At 58.5% G+C, this 20,379-nt stretch carries 19 protein-coding genes; 10 read left to right on the top strand and 9 right to left on the bottom strand.

The window, feature by feature from the left end; translation table 11 throughout:
• Positions 1 to 329 precede the first annotated feature (329 nt).
• Positions 330 to 1,421, bottom strand: a complete 1,092-nt coding sequence (locus MRBLMR1_RS07780) for a glycerol dehydrogenase (protein ID WP_148145264.1) — start codon at positions 1,419 to 1,421, stop codon at positions 330 to 332.
• A 291-nt stretch (positions 1,422 to 1,712) separates the two neighbouring features.
• Positions 1,713 to 3,260 carry an alpha/beta hydrolase gene (locus MRBLMR1_RS07785; protein ID WP_500064049.1) on the bottom strand — a complete coding sequence of 516 codons (1,548 nt, stop codon included), beginning with the start codon at positions 3,258 to 3,260 and terminating at the stop codon, positions 1,713 to 1,715.
• Between the two features lie 442 nt (positions 3,261 to 3,702).
• On the opposite strand from MRBLMR1_RS07785, the gene MRBLMR1_RS07790 reads away from it, so the two are divergent.
• Positions 3,703 to 5,088 carry a peptidoglycan L,D-endopeptidase MepK gene (locus MRBLMR1_RS07790; RefSeq protein WP_500064050.1) on the top strand — a complete coding sequence of 462 codons (1,386 nt, stop codon included), beginning with the start codon at positions 3,703 to 3,705 and terminating at the stop codon, positions 5,086 to 5,088.
• Positions 5,089 to 5,218: 130 nt separating this feature from the next.
• Entirely contained in the window at positions 5,219 to 5,401 is a 183-nt protein-coding gene (locus tag MRBLMR1_RS07795) for a DUF1508 domain-containing protein (protein ID WP_148145266.1), read from the top strand.
• A 100-nt stretch (positions 5,402 to 5,501) separates the two neighbouring features.
• Here MRBLMR1_RS07795 and MRBLMR1_RS07800 read toward each other — a convergent pair whose 3' ends face one another.
• Together MRBLMR1_RS07800 and MRBLMR1_RS07805 are read right to left on the bottom strand one after the other, a co-directional pair.
• Positions 5,502 to 7,490: a methyl-accepting chemotaxis protein gene (locus MRBLMR1_RS07800; RefSeq protein WP_148145267.1), complete on the bottom strand. Its 1,989-nt coding sequence runs from the start codon at positions 7,488 to 7,490 to the stop codon at positions 5,502 to 5,504.
• A 481-nt stretch (positions 7,491 to 7,971) separates the two neighbouring features.
• Complete coding sequence (locus MRBLMR1_RS07805; RefSeq protein WP_148145268.1) at positions 7,972 to 8,607, bottom strand: outer membrane protein; 636 nt, start codon at positions 8,605 to 8,607, stop codon at positions 7,972 to 7,974.
• A 223-nt stretch (positions 8,608 to 8,830) separates the two neighbouring features.
• Between MRBLMR1_RS07805 and MRBLMR1_RS07810 the strand changes: the two genes are divergently transcribed.
• The 5 genes from MRBLMR1_RS07810 (at position 8,831) to MRBLMR1_RS07830 (ending at position 12,987) form a co-directional block, all read left to right on the top strand.
• Positions 8,831 to 10,072, top strand: a complete 1,242-nt coding sequence (locus MRBLMR1_RS07810) for an acyltransferase family protein (RefSeq protein WP_500064051.1) — start codon at positions 8,831 to 8,833, stop codon at positions 10,070 to 10,072.
• A gap of 80 nt (positions 10,073 to 10,152) precedes the next feature.
• The gene (locus tag MRBLMR1_RS07815) at positions 10,153 to 10,368 is read left to right on the top strand and encodes a hypothetical protein (protein ID WP_148145269.1); all 216 of its coding nucleotides are present in this window, start codon (positions 10,153 to 10,155) and stop codon (positions 10,366 to 10,368) included.
• 102 nt (positions 10,369 to 10,470) lie between these two features.
• Positions 10,471 to 11,472: a 2-dehydropantoate 2-reductase gene (locus tag MRBLMR1_RS07820; RefSeq protein WP_148145270.1), complete on the top strand. Its 1,002-nt coding sequence runs from the start codon at positions 10,471 to 10,473 to the stop codon at positions 11,470 to 11,472.
• A 242-nt stretch (positions 11,473 to 11,714) separates the two neighbouring features.
• On the top strand, positions 11,715 to 12,017 hold the full coding sequence (locus MRBLMR1_RS07825) for a DUF1883 domain-containing protein (protein WP_148145271.1): 303 nt from the start codon (positions 11,715 to 11,717) through the stop codon (positions 12,015 to 12,017).
• Between the two features lie 151 nt (positions 12,018 to 12,168).
• Complete coding sequence (locus MRBLMR1_RS07830) at positions 12,169 to 12,987, top strand: prolyl oligopeptidase family serine peptidase (RefSeq protein ID WP_210297779.1); 819 nt, start codon at positions 12,169 to 12,171, stop codon at positions 12,985 to 12,987.
• 9 nt (positions 12,988 to 12,996) lie between these two features.
• Here MRBLMR1_RS07830 and MRBLMR1_RS07835 read toward each other — a convergent pair whose 3' ends face one another.
• Together MRBLMR1_RS07835 and MRBLMR1_RS07840 are read right to left on the bottom strand one after the other, a co-directional pair.
• Complete coding sequence (locus MRBLMR1_RS07835; protein ID WP_148145272.1) at positions 12,997 to 14,313, bottom strand: replication-associated recombination protein A; 1,317 nt, start codon at positions 14,311 to 14,313, stop codon at positions 12,997 to 12,999.
• On the bottom strand, positions 14,310 to 15,713 hold the full coding sequence (locus MRBLMR1_RS07840) for a DegQ family serine endoprotease (protein WP_148145273.1): 1,404 nt from the start codon (positions 15,711 to 15,713) through the stop codon (positions 14,310 to 14,312). Before MRBLMR1_RS07840 ends, MRBLMR1_RS07835 begins: the two co-directional genes overlap by 4 nt.
• Positions 15,714 to 15,839: 126 nt before the next feature.
• Here MRBLMR1_RS07840 and MRBLMR1_RS07845 point away from each other — a divergent pair, with 126 nt between their 5' ends.
• The 3 genes from MRBLMR1_RS07845 (at position 15,840) to MRBLMR1_RS07855 (ending at position 17,779) form a co-directional block, all read left to right on the top strand.
• A complete protein-coding gene (locus MRBLMR1_RS07845; RefSeq protein ID WP_148145274.1) occupies positions 15,840 to 16,214 on the top strand; it encodes a YkvA family protein in 375 nt (124 codons plus the stop codon).
• 33 nt (positions 16,215 to 16,247) lie between these two features.
• A complete protein-coding gene (locus MRBLMR1_RS07850) occupies positions 16,248 to 16,601 on the top strand; it encodes a lysozyme inhibitor LprI family protein (RefSeq protein ID WP_500064052.1) in 354 nt (117 codons plus the stop codon).
• Positions 16,602 to 16,852: 251 nt separating this feature from the next.
• Positions 16,853 to 17,779: a bestrophin family protein gene (locus MRBLMR1_RS07855; RefSeq protein WP_148145275.1), complete on the top strand. Its 927-nt coding sequence runs from the start codon at positions 16,853 to 16,855 to the stop codon at positions 17,777 to 17,779.
• A 44-nt stretch (positions 17,780 to 17,823) separates the two neighbouring features.
• Here MRBLMR1_RS07855 and MRBLMR1_RS07860 read toward each other — a convergent pair whose 3' ends face one another.
• The 3 genes from MRBLMR1_RS07860 to ilvD all read right to left on the bottom strand — a co-directional run bounded on the left by MRBLMR1_RS07860 (position 17,824) and on the right by ilvD (position 20,307).
• Positions 17,824 to 18,153 (bottom strand): DUF5615 family PIN-like protein, encoded by a 330-nt coding sequence (locus MRBLMR1_RS07860; protein ID WP_148145276.1) that lies wholly within the window; start codon positions 18,151 to 18,153, stop codon positions 17,824 to 17,826.
• The gene (locus tag MRBLMR1_RS07865) at positions 18,153 to 18,377 is read right to left on the bottom strand and encodes a DUF433 domain-containing protein (RefSeq protein WP_148145277.1); all 225 of its coding nucleotides are present in this window, start codon (positions 18,375 to 18,377) and stop codon (positions 18,153 to 18,155) included. Before MRBLMR1_RS07865 ends, MRBLMR1_RS07860 begins: the two co-directional genes overlap by 1 nt.
• A 94-nt stretch (positions 18,378 to 18,471) precedes the next feature.
• Complete coding sequence (gene ilvD, locus MRBLMR1_RS07870; RefSeq protein WP_148145278.1) at positions 18,472 to 20,307, bottom strand: dihydroxy-acid dehydratase; 1,836 nt, start codon at positions 20,305 to 20,307, stop codon at positions 18,472 to 18,474.
• Between the last annotated feature and the right edge of the window lie 72 nt (positions 20,308 to 20,379).

The following is a 20,379-nucleotide window of genomic DNA, read 5'->3' on the forward strand; positions in this document are numbered from 1 at the left end:
CAGCGACGGCGGCGCTCAGGGCCGGACAACACTTCTATCTTAGGTATGTGACTGGTCATAATGGGCACATTACTCCTAACACTTAACAAGTGGGAGATCGTGTCCGGGGGTTTAGGGGGCCACTACATAAGGAAAACTTGCGCTCACCTATTTTCAGACTTTCAACAGCATAGGCTGAAGGCGTCGATCAATTTCACGAGGCATAGCCTGATTTGACCTTGAAGGCACCGCCTAGGCGCTTGTGGCCTAGTGCCTCGTTCGCGAGAGTGACCGCCGAACATGCCGGCGGCAGCAACCGGGCACCCGAAGATGCCCGGCGCAGTCATTGATCAAACAACCTTCGCCAGTGCATCCACCGCAAAGATCGCATCCGCCACCTCTTCCGCCGTGAAGTCGGCGCGCAGGTTCTGCAGCGTGTCGTCCTTGCTGTTGGCGAGTTGGCCGACCTTGATCAGGTCTTCGCGGGAGACGCCTTCCAGATGCAGTTCGGCGAGCGTTACCGGCATCTTTATCGAGCGGTAGAAGTCGATATAGCCGGCGATCTCGTCGTCGGGGCGCTGTTCGAGGATCATATGGGCGAGTGTGCCGTAGGCGACCTTTTCGCCGTGGGTGAGGTGATGGATATCACCATTGAGCGCCGTGAAGCCGTTATGGATGGCGTGGGCGGCAGCCAGACCACCATTTTCGAAGCCAAGGCCGGAGAGAAGCGTTGCGGCTTCGACGACTGCTTCGACGGCCGGCGTCACCAGCTTCTTTTCGACGGCCTGATAGGCGCTCAGACCATAGGTCAGAAGCGTCTTTTCGCAGGCTTCGGCAATTGCCATGCCGGCGATGGTGGCGGAGCCGCCGACCATGGTTTTGGAATTGGAGCGCTGAACGGCGAGCGCCTCGACATAGGTCGCAAGGCCATCGGCGATGCCCGATGCGAAGAGGCGGACCGGCGCCTGGGCGCAGATCCAGGTATCGACCAGAACCAGATCCGGGTTCTTGGCATAAAAACGGTATTTCTCGAAGACGCCGTCATCGGAATAGATGACCGAAAGCGCGCTGCAGGGCGCGTCTGTGGAGGCGATGGTCGGCACGATGATGACGGGGCTCTTCAACTCGTCAGCCACGGCCTTCACCGTATCCAGCGTCTTGCCGCCGCCGATGCCGACGACGAGGTTGGTGCCGTTTTTCTTCGCCACGTCGACGAGACGGTTGATCTCGTTGGTGGAGGCTTCGCCTGAGAATTTTTCGCGGGCAAATTCGACCTTGCCGGAGACTGCCGCCTCGACCTTCGTGCCAATCAGACCCCAGACGATATCGTCGGAGACGAGAAGAGCCTTGGTGCCCATTTCGGAAAGATAATCGCCGAGTTCGGCAATGACGCCGCTTCCTTGAATATAACGGCCGGGGGAGGCAAAAATTCGCTTGGTCATGTCTGTCACTTCCAGTTCATCAATGGAAAAACTACCACGCGGATATCGACCGGCTGGCGATCCAAGGCAAGGCTTTTGGGCGCAACCAACGAAACCGTTACCAGCCAGAATGGAGCGGCGGGCGGATAGTTCATTGAGGCAGATCATTGCAGGCAAAGGAATTAAACCGAGCGAAAACAATGAAATGTAACCTACTCTCCCTTGCGCCCGAGCGCGGATAACCAGCCGGCCACCGCATGATGGACGCGTTGTTTTCAATCCGAAACCCCCGCCATTTCGGCAGCCGAAGCATCAGTCGACGATCGAGCGGAAATGTTGCTTGAGGCGGGTCACGTCATCGACCGAGACCGCCGGATCCGTCAGCGGGATCCAGGCATCGATATAGTGTTCCGACGCATAGACATGGCCGTGGCCGATCGGCGAGCTGGTAGCGATCGCCATGTCGACCGCCAGCTGCAGGCCGGTTACGACCGGGATCCAGGTAAAGCTCGGCGACACGTCCGGCCCGCGCGTACCTCTCAACCAGGCAGGCTCGCGGAAAAACGAGGACGGATCGAAGAAGGTAACGGGGTCGCTCGCATATTGCAGATAGATCATGCGGATCGGCCCCCAGGGCGCAAAGCCGTCTGACGCGGTTTCCTCCTGATTTGCAAAACGCACATTCGATCCGTCGCGGAATTTCGGCAGCCAGGCGGGAGAACCCTTCTGGCGCATCGCGGTGATCGCATTCCATCTGGCGCTACGGAATGGCGGACCGCTCCACAGAGCGCCCTGGAACGGATCGGCCACTACATCATAGATGTCGGTGGAGAGCTGCGAATTCAGCGCGCCGAGACTAAGGCCATGCAGGTAGAGGCGCGGCCGCCGATCCTTCGGCAGTGTTTTCCAATGGTCATAGACGGCTTGGAACAGCGCCCGCGCCGCATCCTGTCCGTTTTCCGGTTCGACCAGCAACGATAGCCAGCTTGACAGATAGGAATATTGCAGGGCGACGCTCGCGACATCGCCGTCATGCAGATATTCGAGCGTATCCATGGCGGCCGGATCGACCCAGCCGGTGCCGGTGGGAACAACGACGACCAGGAGCGAGCGCTCGAAGCCGCCTTGTCGTTGAAGTTCCCTCAGGGCAAGCGCCGCACGCTCCTCGACGGTTTCGGCACTGTTCAGACCGACATAGACGCGCACTGGGTCGATGGCCTGCTTCTGCCGGAAATCGCCGATAGCGGCGGCTTTCGGGCCACTTGAGACGAACGCCCTGCCCTGTCGGCCAAGCGTGTCCCAGCCCACCAGCGATCCCGGGCCGCCGGTCACGAAGGGGCTTGCCGGCGGTGTCTCGTCAGGCTCGATCAGCGCGTCGGCCTTTTGGAACGAGGCATCGGTCGCATCGAGCGCCCATCTGACAAGCAGCCCCTGCCCGATCAACCAGAATACGGCGATCGCAAGTGTCAGGCCGATAACGTTGGAAACCCGGCGCGGCATGATCGCATCGAGCCAGTGGGAAAAACGGCTCGCAGCCAATTGGAATAGCCAGCCAAGCGCCAACAATATCGCAAAGGTGATTGCGGCTATCCCTGCCAGACGAAACGGATCGGCGCTTTGCTGCGGCTGCATCTGCCAGAGCGTGCGGATCGAATTCTGCCATTCGACCGCGTGCCAGAGGAACACGACCGATACGATGATGGCGAACAGAAGCGTGGTTGCCCTCAAAGGGGCCGCTTGTTTCGAAAACCATGGAAGTTCCAGATAACGCCAGAGCCAGCCGATGAAGACGCCGAACGCATAACCGGTCGCAGCGCAGGCACCGGACAAGACACCCTGGATGAGCCAGGACCGTGGCATGAGGCTTGGCGTGAGGGAGGCTGCAAAAAAGAGAAGTGCGAGCAACACCCCCGTTGCGCTCAGGGATCCCATAAACCGCAAAACAAATCGCAATATTCGCCCGCCCAACTGCTCGAAACACCCCATCTGTCGCCATCAAGGCAAATAGCGCGCGAGGTCATGAGATCCAGCGAGCCACGGCCACTCATCTGCGCAACCTGCACGACTTCAGCGGGAAAATCCACAAGCCTCTGCCGGCATCATGTCGGCGGCTCAGACAAGCCGGACCGGCCAACAGATTGGTGCAAAAGCTGCCATGGGCTTCACGAAAGCGTGTCGGATCGGCACGGCTAATATTTCGTCAACCTCCTATTAGCATTTCATTGACCATAATCAGGGCTTCGTTGCCGGGTTCTCGTCCTTTGTCCCGGTGTGGTGATCTTGGCGTAAAGCGAGTTGTGTCGTGTTCCAGCCCCTGTCGAATGCTCCCATCAAGAGTGCTATCCGCACGCTTCTTGGCCATGCCGCCGATACGGCATTGACCATCGCCAAGGCCTCCTGCGCCGTGGTTCTCGCGCTTTCCGCATGTGCTGGAACTGCCGCGATGGCGTTTGCGGAAGACCGGACGCTGAAACTGCACTTTACCCATACAGGCGAGCGGGCAGCGATTACCTACAAGCGCAATGGCAGGTTTGACCAGAAGGGCCTTGCGCAGGCCAACCGGCTGTTGCGCGACTGGCGTCGCAACCAGTCGACGCGGATGGACCCGCGCCTTCTCGATCTCGTCTGGGAAGTTTACCAGCGCAGCGGCGCCACCGACTATATCCATGTCGTTTCCGCCTATCGCTCGCCGGCCACCAACAGCATGCTGCGCGGTCGCTCGCGCAGTACCGGCGTTGCCAAGAAAAGCCAGCACATGCTGGGCAAGGCGATGGATTTCTATATTCCGGGCGTAAAAATCTCGACGTTGCGCCGGCTTGCCATGCAAGCGCAGGTCGGCGGTGTCGGCTTTTACCCGACCTCCGGTTCCCCCTTCGTGCATCTCGATGTCGGCAGTGTGCGCGCCTGGCCGCGCATGTCGCGCAAGGAACTGGTGGGTGTTTTTCCGAACGGCAGGACGATGCATGTGCCGGCAGATGGACGACCGCTCCCCGGTTATGATCAGGCGGTGGCCGACTACAAGCGTCGCATCGGATCGCAATCGATCCAGATCGCCAGCACGGCACCGGATGATGACGAGGATACCGGCAGCGCAAAACGTGGTGGCAGCGGCCTCTTGACCGCGATGCTGCCGACACCGAAGAGCCGTGCGGCGGAAGCACTTGCGGAACAGACGAGCCCAACGGCTATCGCCAAGGCAGCGAGCCGCAAGAGCGATCCAGAATTTGCCGATCTTGCAGCTCTCTCCGCACCATTGCCAATCCTGCGGCCTTCGAAGGCTGTCGATGTTGATCCCGTGCAGACCGCATCGCTCGTGCCGACACCGAGCCTTGCGCCCGTCATTGCGGCAAGACCGGTAGCGGCTTCGGCGCCTGCAAGCACGCCGGCCTTCAGCGCCCTTGCGGCACTTGCTGCACCAGACGGGATGAAATTGCTGCGAGCACCGGAAGGCTCGATCGCTTTGCTGCCGATCTCGGGACCAGATCTCGATGTCGAGGACGAATTCGATGGCGAAGACACGCTTCTGTCATGGGCGCTCGCTGCCCCTGCCGAGAATGTCGGCATGGCCGCGCCGGTCGTCATCGGCAGAACATTGACGGACCTGACGGCAAAACCGGAGAGCACAACGCCGTTGCCGCTTTCGATCGCAGAAGAATTCGATCACGACCGATTCTGGTCCGGCGGCTAACGGAGCTAGCGGAAGTCAGCCACAAGCACAACCGGATCCGCGCATAGATACACCTAGCAGCTGCATCCGCTTCGTGGAGCGGTCCTGCCGAATCGCCTAGCGTTCTCGCTGTAACACTCGGGAGGACGACATGCCGAATTGCAAGGACAGCAATGGGGATACTTGGGAAATCTATCAGAGTGGCAGCCAATGGCGCTGGCGCCGCACGGCATCAAATGGCCGCATAGTAGGCGCTTCGGCAGAGAGCTACGTCAACAGGAGTGACTGTGTCGACAATGCCCGACGCAATGGAATGAAGTGCAATCCCACCTGACGTGATCAATCCGTAAAATGATTACGGGCCTTCGCCACAAAGGTTCGAAGGCCCGTTCAGATTTGGCTGCAACTCATGGATGGCTTGAGTTAGAGAAGCCTCAGAACTCAGTCCATTCCGACTCTTTTACCGCAGCGGCTGATGCCGAACCACCACCGAATGCGGAGGCGAGTTTTCGCCCCAGGGAACGAGCAGGAGACAAGCGAGGCCGTTCATCCTGCTCGGCGACGCGCACCGGTGCGGATACACGTGAGGCCTGCCGATCGAAAGCAGGCCGCTCGGCGGAGCGGAAAGATTGCGGACTTTCGCTGCCGACCTGGAACTGGCCAAGCAACGTCATCAGCGCCTCGGCATCCTTTGCAAGACTATGGCTGGCAGCGGTCGATTGCTCAACCATTGCCGCATTCTGCTGCGTTCCCTGATCGATCGTATTGACGGCCGTGCTGATTTCCTGAAGGCCAAGCGACTGTTCGCGTGACGCTTCTGCGATCGCTTGAACATGCCGATTTATCTCATGGACCTCAGCCACGATTGCATCAAGTGCCTTCCCGGTCTCGCCGACCAGATTGACGCCCTGCTCGACATGGCCGCCGGAGGTATTGATCAGCGTCTTGATTTCCTTGGCGGCAGCGGCTGAACGCTGGGCCAGCTCGCGAACTTCCTGAGCCACTACGGCGAAGCCCTTGCCCGCATCACCCGCGCGTGCGGCCTCGACCCCGGCATTCAACGCCAGAAGGTTCGTCTGGAAGGCAATATCGTCTATCACACCGATGATGTTGCTGATTTCAGACGAGGAACGCTCGATCTGATGCATCGCATTCACTGTGTCTCGAACGATCTCGCCGGATTTCTCCGCCCCTGCACGCGTACGGGCAACAAGCTGGCTGGCTTCTTCGGCACGGCTCGCCGCGTCCTTGACGGTGGTGGTGATCTCCTCGAGCGCTGCGGCCGTCTCTTCGACAGAAGCAGCCTGCTGCTCCGTGCGACTGGACATATCGTCAGCCGAAGCAAGAAGCTCGTTGGCACTGGCGGTAATTGCCTTCGCATTGAAACCAACGGATTGCATCGCCTCGCGAACCCTGCTCAGCGAGTCGTTGAAATCCTCGCGAACGATGTCGAGATCAGCCACAAACGGCGTATCGATACTTGTCACCAGATCGCCAGCGGCCAGCCGCTTCAGCCCATTGCCGAGCGACTGAAGTGCGAACTGGACGTTGCGGGCCTCCGTGGCTTTCTCGATTTCCTGACGCGCTCTTTCGCTTTCGGCGTTGCTCCTGGTTGCTTCCGTCTGCTCTTCCAGACGAGCACGCTCAATCGCATTTTCCCGGAAAATCGCGACTGTGGCCGCCATCTCCCCAATCTCGTCACGCCGATCGCGACCGACGATCTCTCCGGATGTCTCTCCGCGTGCCAATTGCTGCATCTGCGCGCGCAAGCCATTCATCGGCTTGGTTATTCCTTGTTGGACAAAATACGCAGCGAGTACAAGAACGAGAACAATGCTGATGACCATAGCGGCCATGTTGGTCACGATTGTTTTGTGCACGAGTGCCGCCAGACGATCCGTGCCGGCGGTCTGCACCGCCTGCAAGGCGCTATTGCTGTCGTTGAACTGCTTGGAGATCCGCGTTGTCAGACCTTCAAGCGCCCCCATCCGAGCCACGGCAGCCGGATACTGCCCATCATCGCGCAGCTTCACGATATCAGCAAGAAGCTCCCGCACGCCGCTAATGTCGACCATAAGGTTGTCCATCGCCTGTTTGGTGCTCGGAACAAGTACCGAAAGCTCCTGCATGCGGCCGACGGCGATATCAAGAAGTGAATTGAATTCCTTCTGTGCCGTTTCGAATTGCGGTGCATCGGGCGAAAACAGCAAAAGGCGGCCCAGGCGAACGGCGGCGCCGTTGACGCCGGAGCTTGCTCTTGCCGACAACAGGGCAGCCTTCGCTTCGGTATTTAGAAATTCGTTATAGGCGAGACTGGCTTCATCGAACTTGTAAGTGAGGTAGGACACTCCGCAGAGAGAGATAAGCGCCAATACGCCGATGGACAGAAGGATCTTGGTTCTGATGCGTATATGCTTCAACATCGTAATAGTACCTATGAAATCGACAGGGTGGGAAATGCGCCATAACCGCAACTGAATGTGCAGCGGCGTCACAGAAATGACTGAGGATTGGGTGCGCGCATCATGCGACGGCTCAAGCAGGCTCACCTGCAGTGTCGACAGAAGATCCCAGATGAATTAATGCATCGAAAATAACCAAGTACAAATACTTGAAAAACAGTGACAAACGTCAAAAAACAAGTCGATTTATTGGTAATTCTTCATATTTAAAACAGGAAAAACCTGAATTTATGAATCTATACTCAAGTATAATTTCTGTAATCAGAAAACCTAATTATTGCAGATCGCCTGATTATCGGCTTCGGCAGCCGCCCACATCTTATTCATGCAGCCGACGCCCGTAGCCCACGCATTTCGTTTAAGACAAACGAAAATGGCGCCGCAGACCCTAAGGTATGCGGCGCCATCGTCATGTCATTCACGAGCCTTGAAGCTCGATATTTTAGAACCGGTAGTTTACGCCGGCCTTGATCGTGTGGTCGCCGATATCCTTCTCGGAAGTCGTGCCAGCACGGAAGCTGCGAACATCGTTGGTCTGGGTATAGTTGTATTCAACCCGACCCGAGAGATTGCCGGTGATCTTCTGCTCGACACCTGCGCCGACCAGCCAGCCAGGCTTCCAGCCATCCGGGCCTTCAGTCGCACCGTTGTCACGCAGGCTGGTCATTGCCACACCGGCGGTACCGTAAACCAGCGTATTGCCAAGCGGTGCACCGACCTTACCCTTGGCTGCGACGCGGTAACGTTCCTTCAGCGTACCGCCGCGCACACCAACTTCCGCATCACCGAGATGGGAGAGCTCGGCTTCACCACCAACCACGACACCATTGATTTCGGTGTTGTAACCGCCATGAATGCCGCCCGTGAATTCAGAGGAACTCGAGAACGGGTTCAGCTTGTCGGAAGCGGTACCGGCATTCAGACCAACGTAAGCGCCACTCCAGTCGGAGGACGGGCCAGAAGGCTCGTTGTAAGCGGGCGGCTCATAGGAGCTGGTCAGGTCAGCAGCAGATACCGACATTACAGAGCCGGAAACGAAAACGGCGGCAAGAGCCAGCGCGAAGGGCTTGTTGTTCATAATAGATTTACTCCATACACAGCCTGCGTCTGGTGGATGGGCAGGCGATACATCCAGCTCTTAAGCCTCGGGTCACTCATGCGGATTTGCCCTACCCCCGGCCGCATGTGCGATCCCGCACCGATTGCCTTCTAATTTCACGAATTTATAAACACTCCATTAACTGCTACCGGTGTCACCGCAGAAAGGCTTGCACCGGGCATTCACGACATCGCGAGGGGGGTTGAGAGCCGCATTTCGTCTGACAATTCATTGTCAGCTTAGACAAATTCCAGAAGCCAAATCAGCGAAAGATCTGGCCGGCGCAACGTTGGATACTATCTTGTTCGGAATCCTATCGAGTCCGCCAGACAGCAACCCTCGGGGTATTATGGAAACAGGAAAACGATCAGCCAGAGACCGTTTTGTCCTCCTCGACGGGTTGAGGGGCATTGCTGCGATATTCATCATCCAGCGTCATGCCGAGGATCTGCTAGGAGACGCCTTGCCCTCCAGCTATCTGGGGGTCGATCTGTTTTTCGCCTTGAGTGGCTTCGTGCTTGCCCATGCCTACGGCACTTCGCTTTCAGAAGGGCGTATTTCACCGCTACAATTCATGAAAGCCCGGCTGCTGAGACTTTATCCCCTTTATGCGATCGCGCTGGCGCTGGTTACGGCGTACTACATTTATATGTATCTTGCGGGCCTTCCGGTCATGGCAGACGAACATGTGATCCCGAACGAACTTCTGCTTGCTTTCGCAACCGGGCTTTTCTTCCTTCCCTCGCCTGTCACCATCTCGTTCAACGCGGCGCTTTTCCTGGTCCATCCGGCATGGTCGCTGTTCAACGAACTTGTTGCAAACATGGCCTATGCTCTGCGGGGGGCGCGGGCTACGCTGATCCAGATTGGCATCGTGCTCGCAATAAGCGCTATGCTTCTGGTGGTGGCCGCCCTGCAATTCGAGCGTCTGCATGCCGGTTTCCGCTGGCATGAAATGTATGCAGGTATGGCTCGCGTCTTCTTTTCATTCTCCATGGGGATGCTGATCTATCGCTACCGTCGCAAGATGCCCGTGATGCGACCGGTACAGGCACTCCTTTGCCTTGGGATACTGATGCTTGTACTCGCGTTCCCGACTCCACGGGACTGGCGATGGATCTTCGACCTGCTTGTCGTTTTCTTCGTCTGGCCGATACTACTCTACTGGGCTAGTGCGATCGTGCCCGGCCCGAGGACCTCATCCGTCGCGAATTTTCTCGGGGTCGCCTCCTATGCCGTCTATGTGCTGCATACTCCGTTGCTTGACTGGGCGCATGTTATCGCTCCCGGCATCGCCAACCCGGAAATGATGCCATTTCCCGGCATTGCTCTCGTCACCTTGATCGTCGCCATTTCATGGTGCGTGACGATTTGGCTCGACCAGCCATTGCAGAAACGCTTCAAGAGGCGAATTCTCCATCGGCCAGCGCTAGTTCAAAAATAAAAGAGGTTTCGACGGGAACTTTTTCCGTTCCCGGGAAATTGACAGGGATTCGCGCAAAAAAAGAGAGGAGAACTGCATCCATGCCGAACGACGCACGCCAATCCGTCGCCTCGCCGAAAGACCATGTTCTCACGGTCCAGGAGGCTCTTGAGCCGTTGTTTCTGGCCCTTGAGCAGGAGGCCGAGCTCAAGATGCTTTCCGCTGCACTCGATGCAGGATGGCCTCTCGACGAAGCTGTGGTCGCGATAGATGAGTTGAGGCGAAACGAACTCTTGCCAATCCTTCGACCTCACTGACCTGCGGCGCTACGCAGAAATTGAATTATTACAAAAACTCCTTCACCTTGCGGCCCTCGCTGCTCTACCCTGCCTCAGACAATTGGAATGCAGCGAGGGACGATGAGCATAAAGACAATTTGCATTTATGGCGCAGGCGCACTTGGAGGGGCGTTTGCGGCAAATATCGCGCATGCCCTTGAAGGGAAGGTGGACGTTTCCGTCATTGCCCGAGGGGCACAACTCGCAGCAATTCGAGAACAGGGCTTGAGTGTCATATATGACAACGAGGCTTTTCCTGCGATTTCAGTACGAGTTACGGCAACTGACGATCCTTCAAGCCTTCCACCGCAGGATCTCGTGATCACCGGCCTGAAGGGGCATCAACTTTCCGCAGCAGCCGACGGCATCGCATCTCTGCTTCACCCCCAAACGCGGGTGATGATGATCCTCAATGGCATACCATGGTGGTACTTCCATAAAGATGAGACAAGCGGATTTGCAGAATTGCAATTGCCGCAACTCGATCCGGACGGCAAATTGTGGACGCTGATCGGTCCCAAGCGCGTCATTGGTTGCGTGGCATACCAGGGCGCCGAAGTAATCCAGCCCGGCCGTACCAAGCTCAACGGCAAGGGCCATTTCTTCCTCGGAGAACCAAACGGCAAGCTCTCCGACGATTTGCAGGCCGTTGCAGACTTGCTCGGTCAGGCCGGTCTCGATATCCGACCTACTGCTCGCATCCGCGACGAGATCTGGTCCAAGCTTAGGGGCAATGCCGCGTTCAATCCGATCAGCGCGTTGACGCGGACACTGATGGTCGACCTGATGGCCAATCCAGAATTGGCGCAGATGGTTCGCAAGATCATGAACGAGGTGCAGGCGGTCGGTATCGCGCTCGGTTGCCAGTTCCAACGATCAGCAGACGAACAGTTTGCTAGCGCCAACGGCTTTGGCCCGGTCAAGACGTCCATGCTTCAAGACCTGATTGCCGGAAAGGCGCTGGAAATCATTCCGCTCAACGGGATGGTGGTCGAACTCGGAAAGCTTGCGAACGTCCCGACACCAATCTGCGACACAATATTGACACTCGCTCAACAGCTTGATGTCGAAAATCGGAGATAACTCAACGCAAAAGAAACCTCGCCGAGGGGACGCGGCGAGGTTCTAATTATATGTCTCATTTTTATTGTCGGGCGGCACAGGGGACGGGCACCACCGGCTTTATTCCTATGGCAACTGCATCGATCGCTCTCAGCTTTGCCATTCACCAATATAACCCACCAGCGAGGGTTAGGTTCCACCAATCCTTAACCCGACAGCCGCTAAAGTTGCGCAAACCTGGACGGGGTAGCAAAGAGACTTACATGACGGGACCAAATTTCCGTTTCACCCATTACGATCTCAAACCACAGCGCGCGGGCACCGCGATCGAGGTGACATTGAGTGCGGTAAACAATATTCGCCTCATGAATGCGGTGAACTATCAGCGATTTACAGAACGACTCGATTTCAAATATGCCGGTGGCATTGCGCGCAAATCGCCGGTTCGGCTGGTCATCCCAGAAAATGGGCACTGGCACTTGATCGTCGATACCGAAGGCCACCATGGATTGGCGGAATCTTCTGTCAAACTTATTCCCGCACCAGCGATGCAAAGCCCACAATAGCAGGTTTCGTGATCAAATTATACGGACGCGTGGGCGCATGATGCGTCAAGATGCGTAATCTCATCATCTTGATCGCCATGCGTTCTGTGAACACCATGCGGCCTGCTCTTCACCAGGTCGTGATGAGCATGCTGCATGGGAGGATACAGCTTTGGCGGAATTGCAACATATCGAGACCAGCATGGATGGAAACGTTATTCCCCTCTCAAACGAGGCGGCTAACCAGCTGAGCGGCTCGTGGCCTGACCGGAGTTATGAGATTGTCCGGCGGCTGGAACTACATGCCTATAAAGTCACGAAGCCGAAAGCACAGGCATTGATCTATCCCGGCGGCGGATATCTGAAGCTGATGCATGACAAGGAAGGCGTCGAGGTCGCGCTCTGGCTGAATTCGCTTTCTATCGACGCCTATGTCGTGACGCATCGCCTGCCTGGCTCCCAAGCTGAGGAAGGTCTGCATCCCAAGGATATTGCACTAACCGACTCGCTTTCCTGCCTCGATTATCTGCATAAAAACAGCCCGCATCTGCCGCTTTTCCATGTCGGCCTTTCGTCAGGAGGGCACCTCGCTGGCGTGATGGCCTGCCAAAATCATCCGCTTGCAGCAAAAGGTGCGATCATCGCCTATGCACCGGTAAACGCCAATCACCGGGATTACAAAGCGCCTGCGGGAAAACCAGACTATCCTCCGGTCGAGAAACAGGCTTTTTACGATGACTGGCCGATCGGGATAGCGGCGATACCGCACGGAATGCCAAATATACCGCTATTTCTTGCCTATGCGTTGCATGATCAATCCGTGCCGGTGGATCACGTGCTCAACCTGATCCGATCGGCCCGGCAGGCCAAGCGTGAGGTGGATGCCCATATCTTCGGGACAGCTCCTCACGGTTTTGCGCTCAGAGACAAATCCGGCACGCATGCGTCCTGGGCGAGCCTCGCGGAGCAATGGATAGAACGGCATCTCTAGGCCAAGACATCAGGGTTCGCCGCGTTCCCTGCGCAGTTTCGACCACCACTCCAGCCTTTTCCGGATCTCACGCTCGAAACCACGCTCCGGCGGGTCGTAAAACGTCTGGCGGCCCATTTTCTCGGGGAAATAGTTCTGGCCGGAAAAGGCATCCGGCTCATCGTGGTCATAGCGATAGCCGTCGCTATAGCCTTCCTGCTTCATCAGCTTGGTCGGTGCATTGAGGATGTGCTTGGGCGGTACAAGCGAGCCGTTCTCCTTGGCTGCCCGCATCGCTAACTTGAAGGCGGTATAGACAGCATTGGATTTCGGAGCGGTTGCGAGATAGACGCAGGCATTGGCGAGCGCCAGTTCGCCCTCCGGCGAACCGAGATAATCGTAGGCATCCTTGGCGGCATTGCAGACGACGAGCGCCTGCGGATCGGCAAGGCCGATGTCCTCGATCGCCATCCTGACCAGGCGTCGACCGAGATAGAGCGGATCCTCACCGGCATCGAACATACGGGCGAGATAATAGAGTGCAGCATCCGGATCGGAGCCGCGAACGGCTTTGTGCAGGGCCGAGATCAGATTGTAATGACCGTCCTGCCCCTTGTCATAGATCGGAGCGCGGCGCTGGACGATCTCGGTCAGGCCGGCCGTATCGAAGACTTCCCCTGCCCTTGCGGCGCGCCAGACTTCTTCCGCCAGCGTCAAGACTGCACGGCCGTCGCCATCCGCCATGCGGATGAGTGTCGCCCGTGCCTCGTCATCGAGCGGTAGCGGCTTTTTCTCCACATCTTCGGCACGCTTGAGAAGTTCCTCCAGGCTCTCCTCGTCATGCGCCCTGAATGTCAGGACGCGGGCACGTGACAGGAGAGCGGCATTCAGTTCGAAGCTCGGATTTTCGGTCGTCGCGCCGACAAGGATCACGGTGCCATCCTCAATGACCGGCAGGAAGCTATCCTGCTGGGCGCGGTTGAACCGATGGATCTCGTCGACGAAGAGGAGCGTCTGTCGCCCGTCCATCCGGCGCAGGCGCGCCATCTCGAAAACCTTTTTCAAGTCGGCGACACCCGAGAATATCGCCGAAATCTGCTCGAAGGCGAGGCCCGTCTCTCCGGACAGGAGCCGGGCAACGGTTGTCTTTCCCGTTCCCGGCGGTCCCCAGAAGATCATCGAGCCAAGCGTGCCGGATGCGATCATGCGGCGCAGCGTACCGTCCTCTCCCGTCAGATGTGACTGGCCGGTGACCTCGCTGAGCGAGGTCGGGCGCAACCTGTCGGCCAACGGTCTCCGGCTGGCGACATCATCTGGAATACTGGGAGAGAACAGGTCGTTGCTCATCGGAAGAATTGCCGGATGCGCTGGCCGCCACGTTCGATTTCGACGCGCCAGAAGCTCGGGTCTGCATCCAGCATGTCTTCGAGCGTCTTGGTGGTGTTGACCGTGCTGCCGTTGATGGAAACGATGATGTCGTTCGGCTGGAAACCAAGACGTGCAGAAGGCGATCCGCGGGTGACATCGGTCACGACGACGCCGGTCTTTTCGGTCGACAGGTGAAGCTCGGTTGCAAGCTTGGGCGATAGGTTCGCAACATGCAGGCCGGAAAACGGGTTGCGGCCCTCCATCAAGCGCTCGTCGCGCGGCGTGGTTTCCGGGGCGGTGTTCAACACCAGCGTCATCTCCCGCTGCCCGTCACTTGTCTGGACCGTGAGATCCGCCTTTTTGCCGAGACCGGCCGTGGTCAGGCGGTAACCGAGGGCATCGGGATGCTCGACTGCAACGCCATTGACGGCAGTGATCACTTCGCCGGGCTTGAGGCCCGCTTTGTCGGCCGGACCACCCTCGACAGTCCGCACGACCAAGGCGCCGCGAGCGGCTTTCAGACCAAGAGCTTCGGCGACATCGGAGGTGACGGCATCGAAGGTCGCACCGACATAGGGCCGCTCGAACGTCGTCTTGCCTTCTTCGGCCGCAACCAGAAAAGCTTTCACGAGATTGGCGGGTATGGCGAAACCGACGCCATTCGAGCCGCCGCCACGGGAAAAGATCGCCGTATTGATACCGATCAGCTCGCCATTCATGTTCATCAGCGCGCCGCCGGAATTGCCCGGATTGATGGATGCGTCCGTTTGGATGAAGAAGCCGAAATCACCGCTCGACACCTGATTACGGGCAAGCGCCGAAACGATACCACTGGTGACGGTCTGGCCGACACCGAAGGGATTGCCGATCGCCAGAACCAGATCACCGACCTCGGTGCGGTCGGAATCGGCGATGCCAAGCACCGGGAAATTCTCCTTACTCTTGATCCGCAGGACCGCGAGATCGACGCTCTCATCTTTCAGCACCAGCTCGCAAGGGAACTCGCGGCCATCGGCGAGCGCGATCTTGATGTCGTCGGCGCCCTGGATGACGTGATTGTTGGTGACCACGAGACCGTTATGCGAGAGGATCACGCCGGAGCCGAGAGAGGACTGCTTTTCCGATCTGTTCGGCATGCGCTGGCCGAAGAATTGATCGAAAAAGGGGTCGCCTGTCATCATGTTCGGGCGCTGCACGAGGCGTTCGGCATAGACATTGACCACGGCACCGGCCGTCTGCTTGACCAGCGGCGCGAAGGACAGTTGCATCTCCTGACGGCTCTGGGGGACCGCTTTGCTGTCCTGCGCATAGGCAGTTACGGGACAAACCACGGCTAGGACGAGAAGACCGACCGAGAGACGCTTGAGCAGGTTGGGCATGTGATTCCTCTTTGCGAATTTCCGGATCGAGTTTTAGCGCCGGAGGCTGGAAAATAAAGGTGACCTTGCCAGACAAAACGGGCATTCGTTCGTCTATAGGGTAGCGGCCTCAACCGAGATAAGAAGATGCTGAAAAAGGCAAAAGCATGGGCAAAGGCCCTCAAGCGCGATATCGTCGCCCTGTGGCTTGCCGCCCGTGACCCGCGCGTGCCGCTGAGCGCCAAACTGGTGGCAGGAGCAGTGGCGGCCTACGCGCTCTCCCCTATCGACCTTATCCCCGACTTCATTCCCGTTCTCGGTTATCTCGACGATCTCATTCTGGTGCCGGTCGGCATCCTGATCGCCATCCGGCTTGTGCCGCAGGAGCTGATGTCGGAGTTCCGTCTGGCGGCCGAACAACGGTCGGGCCGTCCCGTCAGTCGGTCGGGTCTCTTCTTCATCCTTGCCATATGGCTTGCCTGCATCATCTTCATGGTCTGGAGCCTGAAGGAGTTCTTCTGACCGGTCTCCGGCGCAAGATCAGGAGCATGGACGATGAAATCGAGACTGGCTGTTTTAGGCGTAATGAGCTTTCTCATCGCCCCCACCTTTCCCATTCCTGCATCTGCTGCGAGTTTCGACTGCGAACGGACCGATCTTGCCGCCGATGAAAAGGCGATCTGCGATACGCGCGTGCTCAACGACGCGGATGTGAAGATGGCCACGACTTTCGATATCCTCACTAGCCTGCTTGCCATGGGAACCCGAGACGCACTTCGTGACGAACAGAGCGCATGGCTAAAAAAGCGCCAGGCCTGCGGCGGCGATGTCGCTTGCCTGACGGCGGCCTATGAAGCGCGCATGAAGCAGCTCACGCAAGCCTTTGAAGGGCTCAGCCGACCGCTTTAATTCGGCGTGCAATGATCTGCCGCAATCCGATCGAGCGAAGCCATGCGGCTTTCCGCCGCATGCCCAAGCTTGACCGGTGCGGTGCCGCCGACAATCGACTAATCTTGCTGCGTCGTCTGGTCGCGGACGAGATTCCCAAGGAGCGGACGGGAGCGCGGGTGTCTCAAGGCGGCGGATGACCGGGTCCGGCCGCGTCCGGAAACACCCCTCCTGTCATCGACAATTAGCGTCGGCCAATTCGGCATTTCAGCATGATCATTCGTGAACGCCCCACGCTCGGGCAGCTTTTCTTCATCTACCGCGGATCCGTCATCCAGCGGATCTTTCCCCAGATGCTCGTCGTCGTCGCGATGTCGGCGATTATCGTCATCGCGCATCGCCTCGCACCACAATTCGTGCCTTCGGTCGCCGGCGCGCCGTTTACGCTGATCGGCATCGCGCTATCGATCTTCCTCTCGTTCCGCAACAGTGCCTGTTACGAGCGCTGGTGGGAAGCGCGCAAGAACTGGGGGGAGCTGCTGGCGGCGAGCCGCGATCTTGCACGGCAGACGGAGCTTTTCGAGGCCCGCAGCGCGGAGGCGGCTCAAGCACGACGCCTCATCCTGCTTCTGACCGTCGTACTTGCCGACGAACTGGTAAAATTCCTGCGCGGTGGCGACTGTCCGAACAACAGCGCAGTCCGCCTCCTGCCGAAGGAGATGTCCGACGCGATCAAGGCCTCTAGGCATCCGCCCGTCCATATCGTCGACCTTATCGGCCGCCAGCTGATCGAGCTACAGCGAAACGGTATGCTGAGCGATGTGGAATTCTCGCTGTTCGACCGGACAATGACGCGACTGAGTGGCTCGCTCGCCGCCTGCGAAAGATTGAGAACGACGCCGGTTCCGTTCGGCTATACGCTGCTCATCCATCGAACGGCGCACATGTTCTGCTTCATGGTGCCGTTCGGCTTCGCCGATGTGCTCGGTCCGGCGACGCCGCTAGCCGCAGGTCTCGTCGCCTATACGTTCTTCGGGCTCGATGCGCTCGGTGATGAGCTGGAAGAGCCGTTCGGGACATTGCCAAACGACCTGCCGATTGCCGCCATCTCAACCGTGATCGAAATCGACCTACGCAGCATGCTGGGAGATACAGACCTGCCGCCCATGCCCAAGCCGGTGGATCACATTCTGCTGTGATCGCCCACCCTTGCAGCAAAGACCGCTGCCCCAGCGGCCATCTTTCAAAGAACTTCGATGATCGTTTCACCACGATCCAGGGCGTTCAAGATACCGGGAAACACCTGTTCAAACCAATTTAGCAGGTCCCGGCGTCTGGAATTGGGCAATCGCACCCATATGATTGCCGGACCGACTTTGGTCAGCGCTCGCCGCTGGGCGAAGTCCTCGTCCTTGGTGACGATGACGCAAGTATTGTCTAGCGCGAATTCCCAGATCTGCCGATCCGACGCCGACTGGAGGTCATGGTCGATGACATGTTCGGCCCGGTGGCCTCGCTCTGTCAGCCATCTGGCAAGCGCTGGTGGAAGTTGCGCATCGATCAGGAAACGCATCAGGCGACGCGCAGAACCGTGTGGTCGCTCTGGCGCGCGGCGTATTCCAATATGGCGGTAAGATCTTCTCTTTCCAGCATTGGATAATCCTCAAGTATCTCGTCGTGGCCGGCACCGGCAGCCATAAGCTCCAGAATATCCTTCACGCGAATGCGCAGCCCACGGATGGTCGGGCGGCCGGAGCAGACCTGCGGATCGAATGTGATGCGATGAAGCTCGGACATATCCTGTTTCCTTGCGTGATTGCTCCACCATAACACAAAGCCCCGCCGGGAAAACCGGGCGGGGCTTTGGAGAAATTTGCAGCAGTGAAAATCCTTACTCCGGCAGGATCCGGACTGCGCCCTTGTCGGCAGAGGCGGCAAACGCGGCGTAGGCCTTGAGCGCTGTCGTGACATTGCGCTTGCGGGGAGCAGCCGGCTTCCAGCCAAGCGCATCCTGCTCGTGACGGCGGGCGGAAAGCTCGGCGTCGGAGACCTTGAGGTTGATCGTCCGGTTCGGAATATCAATCTCGATCAGGTCGCCTTCCTGCACGAGGCCGATGGCGCCGCCCTGGGCGGCTTCAGGCGAAGCGTGGCCGATGGAGAGGCCCGAGGTACCACCTGAGAACCGGCCGTCGGTGATCAGCGCACAGGCCTTGCCGAGACCCTTCGACTTCAGATAGCTGGTCGGATAAAGCATCTCCTGCATGCCCGGACCGCCCTTGGGGCCTTCGTAGCGGATGACGACGACATCGCCGGCCTTGACCTCGTTGGAGAGGATGGCCTTGACGGAGGCGTCCTGGCTTTCGAACACGCGAGCCGGGCCGGAGAACTTCAGGATCGATTCATCGACGCCGGCGGTTTTGACGATGCAGCCATCGAGCGCGATATTGCCGTAAAGCACGGCCAGACCGCCGTCCTTGGAGAACGGCTTTTCGACCGAGCGGATAACGCCTTTTTCGGAGTCGGTGTCGAGTTCATCCCAGCGAGAGGACTGCGAGAACGCGACCTGGGTAGGCACGCCGCCGGGAGCGGCCTTGAAGAAGGTGCGGACGGTTTCGGAATTGGTGCGGGTGATATCCCAACGATCGATGGCGTCACCGAGCGTCGCTTCATGGACCGTGGAGCAATCGCGGTTGATCAGGCCGCCGCGGTCGAGTTCGCCCAGGATGCGCATGATGCCGCCGGCGCGGTGGACATCTTCCATGTGGACATCCTGCTTGGCCGGCGCGACCTTGGACAGGCACGGGACACGGCGCGACAGCGCATCGATATCTTCCATGCCGAAATCGACACCGCCTTCATACGCAGCAGCGAGAATGTGAAGAACCGTGTTGGTCGAACCGCCCATGGCGATATCGAGCGACATAGCGTTCTCGAAAGCCTGCTTGGTGGCGATGTTGCGCGGCAGAACGCTCGCGTCGTCCTGTTCGTAATAACGACGTGCAAGATCGACGATCAGGTGACCGGCTTCGACGAACAGGCGCTTGCGATCCGAATGGGTGGCGAGCGTCGAGCCGTTACCGGGCAGAGACAGGCCGAGCGCCTCGGTCAGGCAGTTCATCGAGTTTGCAGTAAACATCCCGGAGCAGGAGCCGCAGGTGGGACAGGCGGAGCGTTCGATGGTCTCGACTTCCTCGTCCGTATAGCTCTCGTCTGCCGCTGCGACCATGGCGTCGACGAGATCGAGCGCGACCTTCTTGCCATGCACGGTCGCCTTACCGGCCTCCATCGGACCACCGGAAACGAAAACGGCGGGGATATTGAGGCGCATGGCGGCATTCAGCATGCCGGGGGTGATCTTGTCGCAATTGGAGATGCAGACCATGGCATCGGCGCAATGCGCATTGACCATGTATTCGACCGAGTCGGCGATGATCTCGCGCGACGGCAGCGAATAGAGCATGCCGTCATGGCCCATGGCGATGCCGTCATCGACGGCGATCGTGTTGAATTCCTTGGCGACGCCGCCGGCAGCCTCGATTTCACGGGCAACCAGCTGGCCGAGATCCTTCAGGTGCACGTGGCCCGGCACGAACTGGGTGAACGAGTTAACGACAGCAATGATCGGCTTACCGAAATCGCCGTCCTTCATGCCGGTGGCGCGCCAAAGGCCGCGTGCGCCGGCCATGTTGCGGCCGTGGGTGGTGGTTCTGGAACGATAAACAGGCATGGATCTTTCCTCGCTCGATCAGGCCCCTAGTCTACCCGCTCCTCGGCAGAGACACAAAAGGCCGCATTTTTG

Origin of the sequence: Neorhizobium sp. LMR1-1-1.1 (genome assembly GCF_040675795.1) — a bacterium.
GTDB lineage: Bacteria > Pseudomonadota > Alphaproteobacteria > Rhizobiales > Rhizobiaceae > Neorhizobium > Neorhizobium cellulosilyticum.

What these genes read in the sequence shown, in the direction of transcription:
- MRBLMR1_RS07780 (WP_148145264.1), bottom strand. Translation starts at nt 1,421, where the DNA reads ATGACCAAGCGAATTTTTGCCTCCCCCGGCCGTTATATTCAAGGAAGC.
- MRBLMR1_RS07785 (WP_500064049.1), bottom strand. Translation starts at nt 3,260, where the DNA reads ATGCCACGGTCCTGGCTCATCCAGGGTGTCTTGTCCGGTGCCTGCGCT.
- MRBLMR1_RS07795 (WP_148145266.1), top strand. Translation starts at nt 5,219, where the DNA reads ATGCCGAATTGCAAGGACAGCAATGGGGATACTTGGGAAATCTATCAG.
- MRBLMR1_RS07800 (WP_148145267.1), bottom strand. Translation starts at nt 7,490, where the DNA reads ATGTTGAAGCATATACGCATCAGAACCAAGATCCTTCTGTCCATCGGC.
- MRBLMR1_RS07805 (WP_148145268.1), bottom strand. Translation starts at nt 8,607, where the DNA reads ATGAACAACAAGCCCTTCGCGCTGGCTCTTGCCGCCGTTTTCGTTTCC.
- MRBLMR1_RS07815 (WP_148145269.1), top strand. Translation starts at nt 10,153, where the DNA reads ATGCCGAACGACGCACGCCAATCCGTCGCCTCGCCGAAAGACCATGTT.
- MRBLMR1_RS07820 (WP_148145270.1), top strand. Translation starts at nt 10,471, where the DNA reads ATGAGCATAAAGACAATTTGCATTTATGGCGCAGGCGCACTTGGAGGG.
- MRBLMR1_RS07825 (WP_148145271.1), top strand. Translation starts at nt 11,715, where the DNA reads ATGACGGGACCAAATTTCCGTTTCACCCATTACGATCTCAAACCACAG.
- MRBLMR1_RS07835 (WP_148145272.1), bottom strand. Translation starts at nt 14,313, where the DNA reads ATGAGCAACGACCTGTTCTCTCCCAGTATTCCAGATGATGTCGCCAGC.
- MRBLMR1_RS07840 (WP_148145273.1), bottom strand. Translation starts at nt 15,713, where the DNA reads ATGCCCAACCTGCTCAAGCGTCTCTCGGTCGGTCTTCTCGTCCTAGCC.
- MRBLMR1_RS07845 (WP_148145274.1), top strand. Translation starts at nt 15,840, where the DNA reads ATGCTGAAAAAGGCAAAAGCATGGGCAAAGGCCCTCAAGCGCGATATC.
- MRBLMR1_RS07850 (WP_500064052.1), top strand. Translation starts at nt 16,248, where the DNA reads ATGAAATCGAGACTGGCTGTTTTAGGCGTAATGAGCTTTCTCATCGCC.
- MRBLMR1_RS07855 (WP_148145275.1), top strand. Translation starts at nt 16,853, where the DNA reads ATGATCATTCGTGAACGCCCCACGCTCGGGCAGCTTTTCTTCATCTAC.
- MRBLMR1_RS07860 (WP_148145276.1), bottom strand. Translation starts at nt 18,153, where the DNA reads ATGCGTTTCCTGATCGATGCGCAACTTCCACCAGCGCTTGCCAGATGG.
- MRBLMR1_RS07865 (WP_148145277.1), bottom strand. Translation starts at nt 18,377, where the DNA reads ATGTCCGAGCTTCATCGCATCACATTCGATCCGCAGGTCTGCTCCGGC.
- ilvD (WP_148145278.1), bottom strand. Translation starts at nt 20,307, where the DNA reads ATGCCTGTTTATCGTTCCAGAACCACCACCCACGGCCGCAACATGGCC.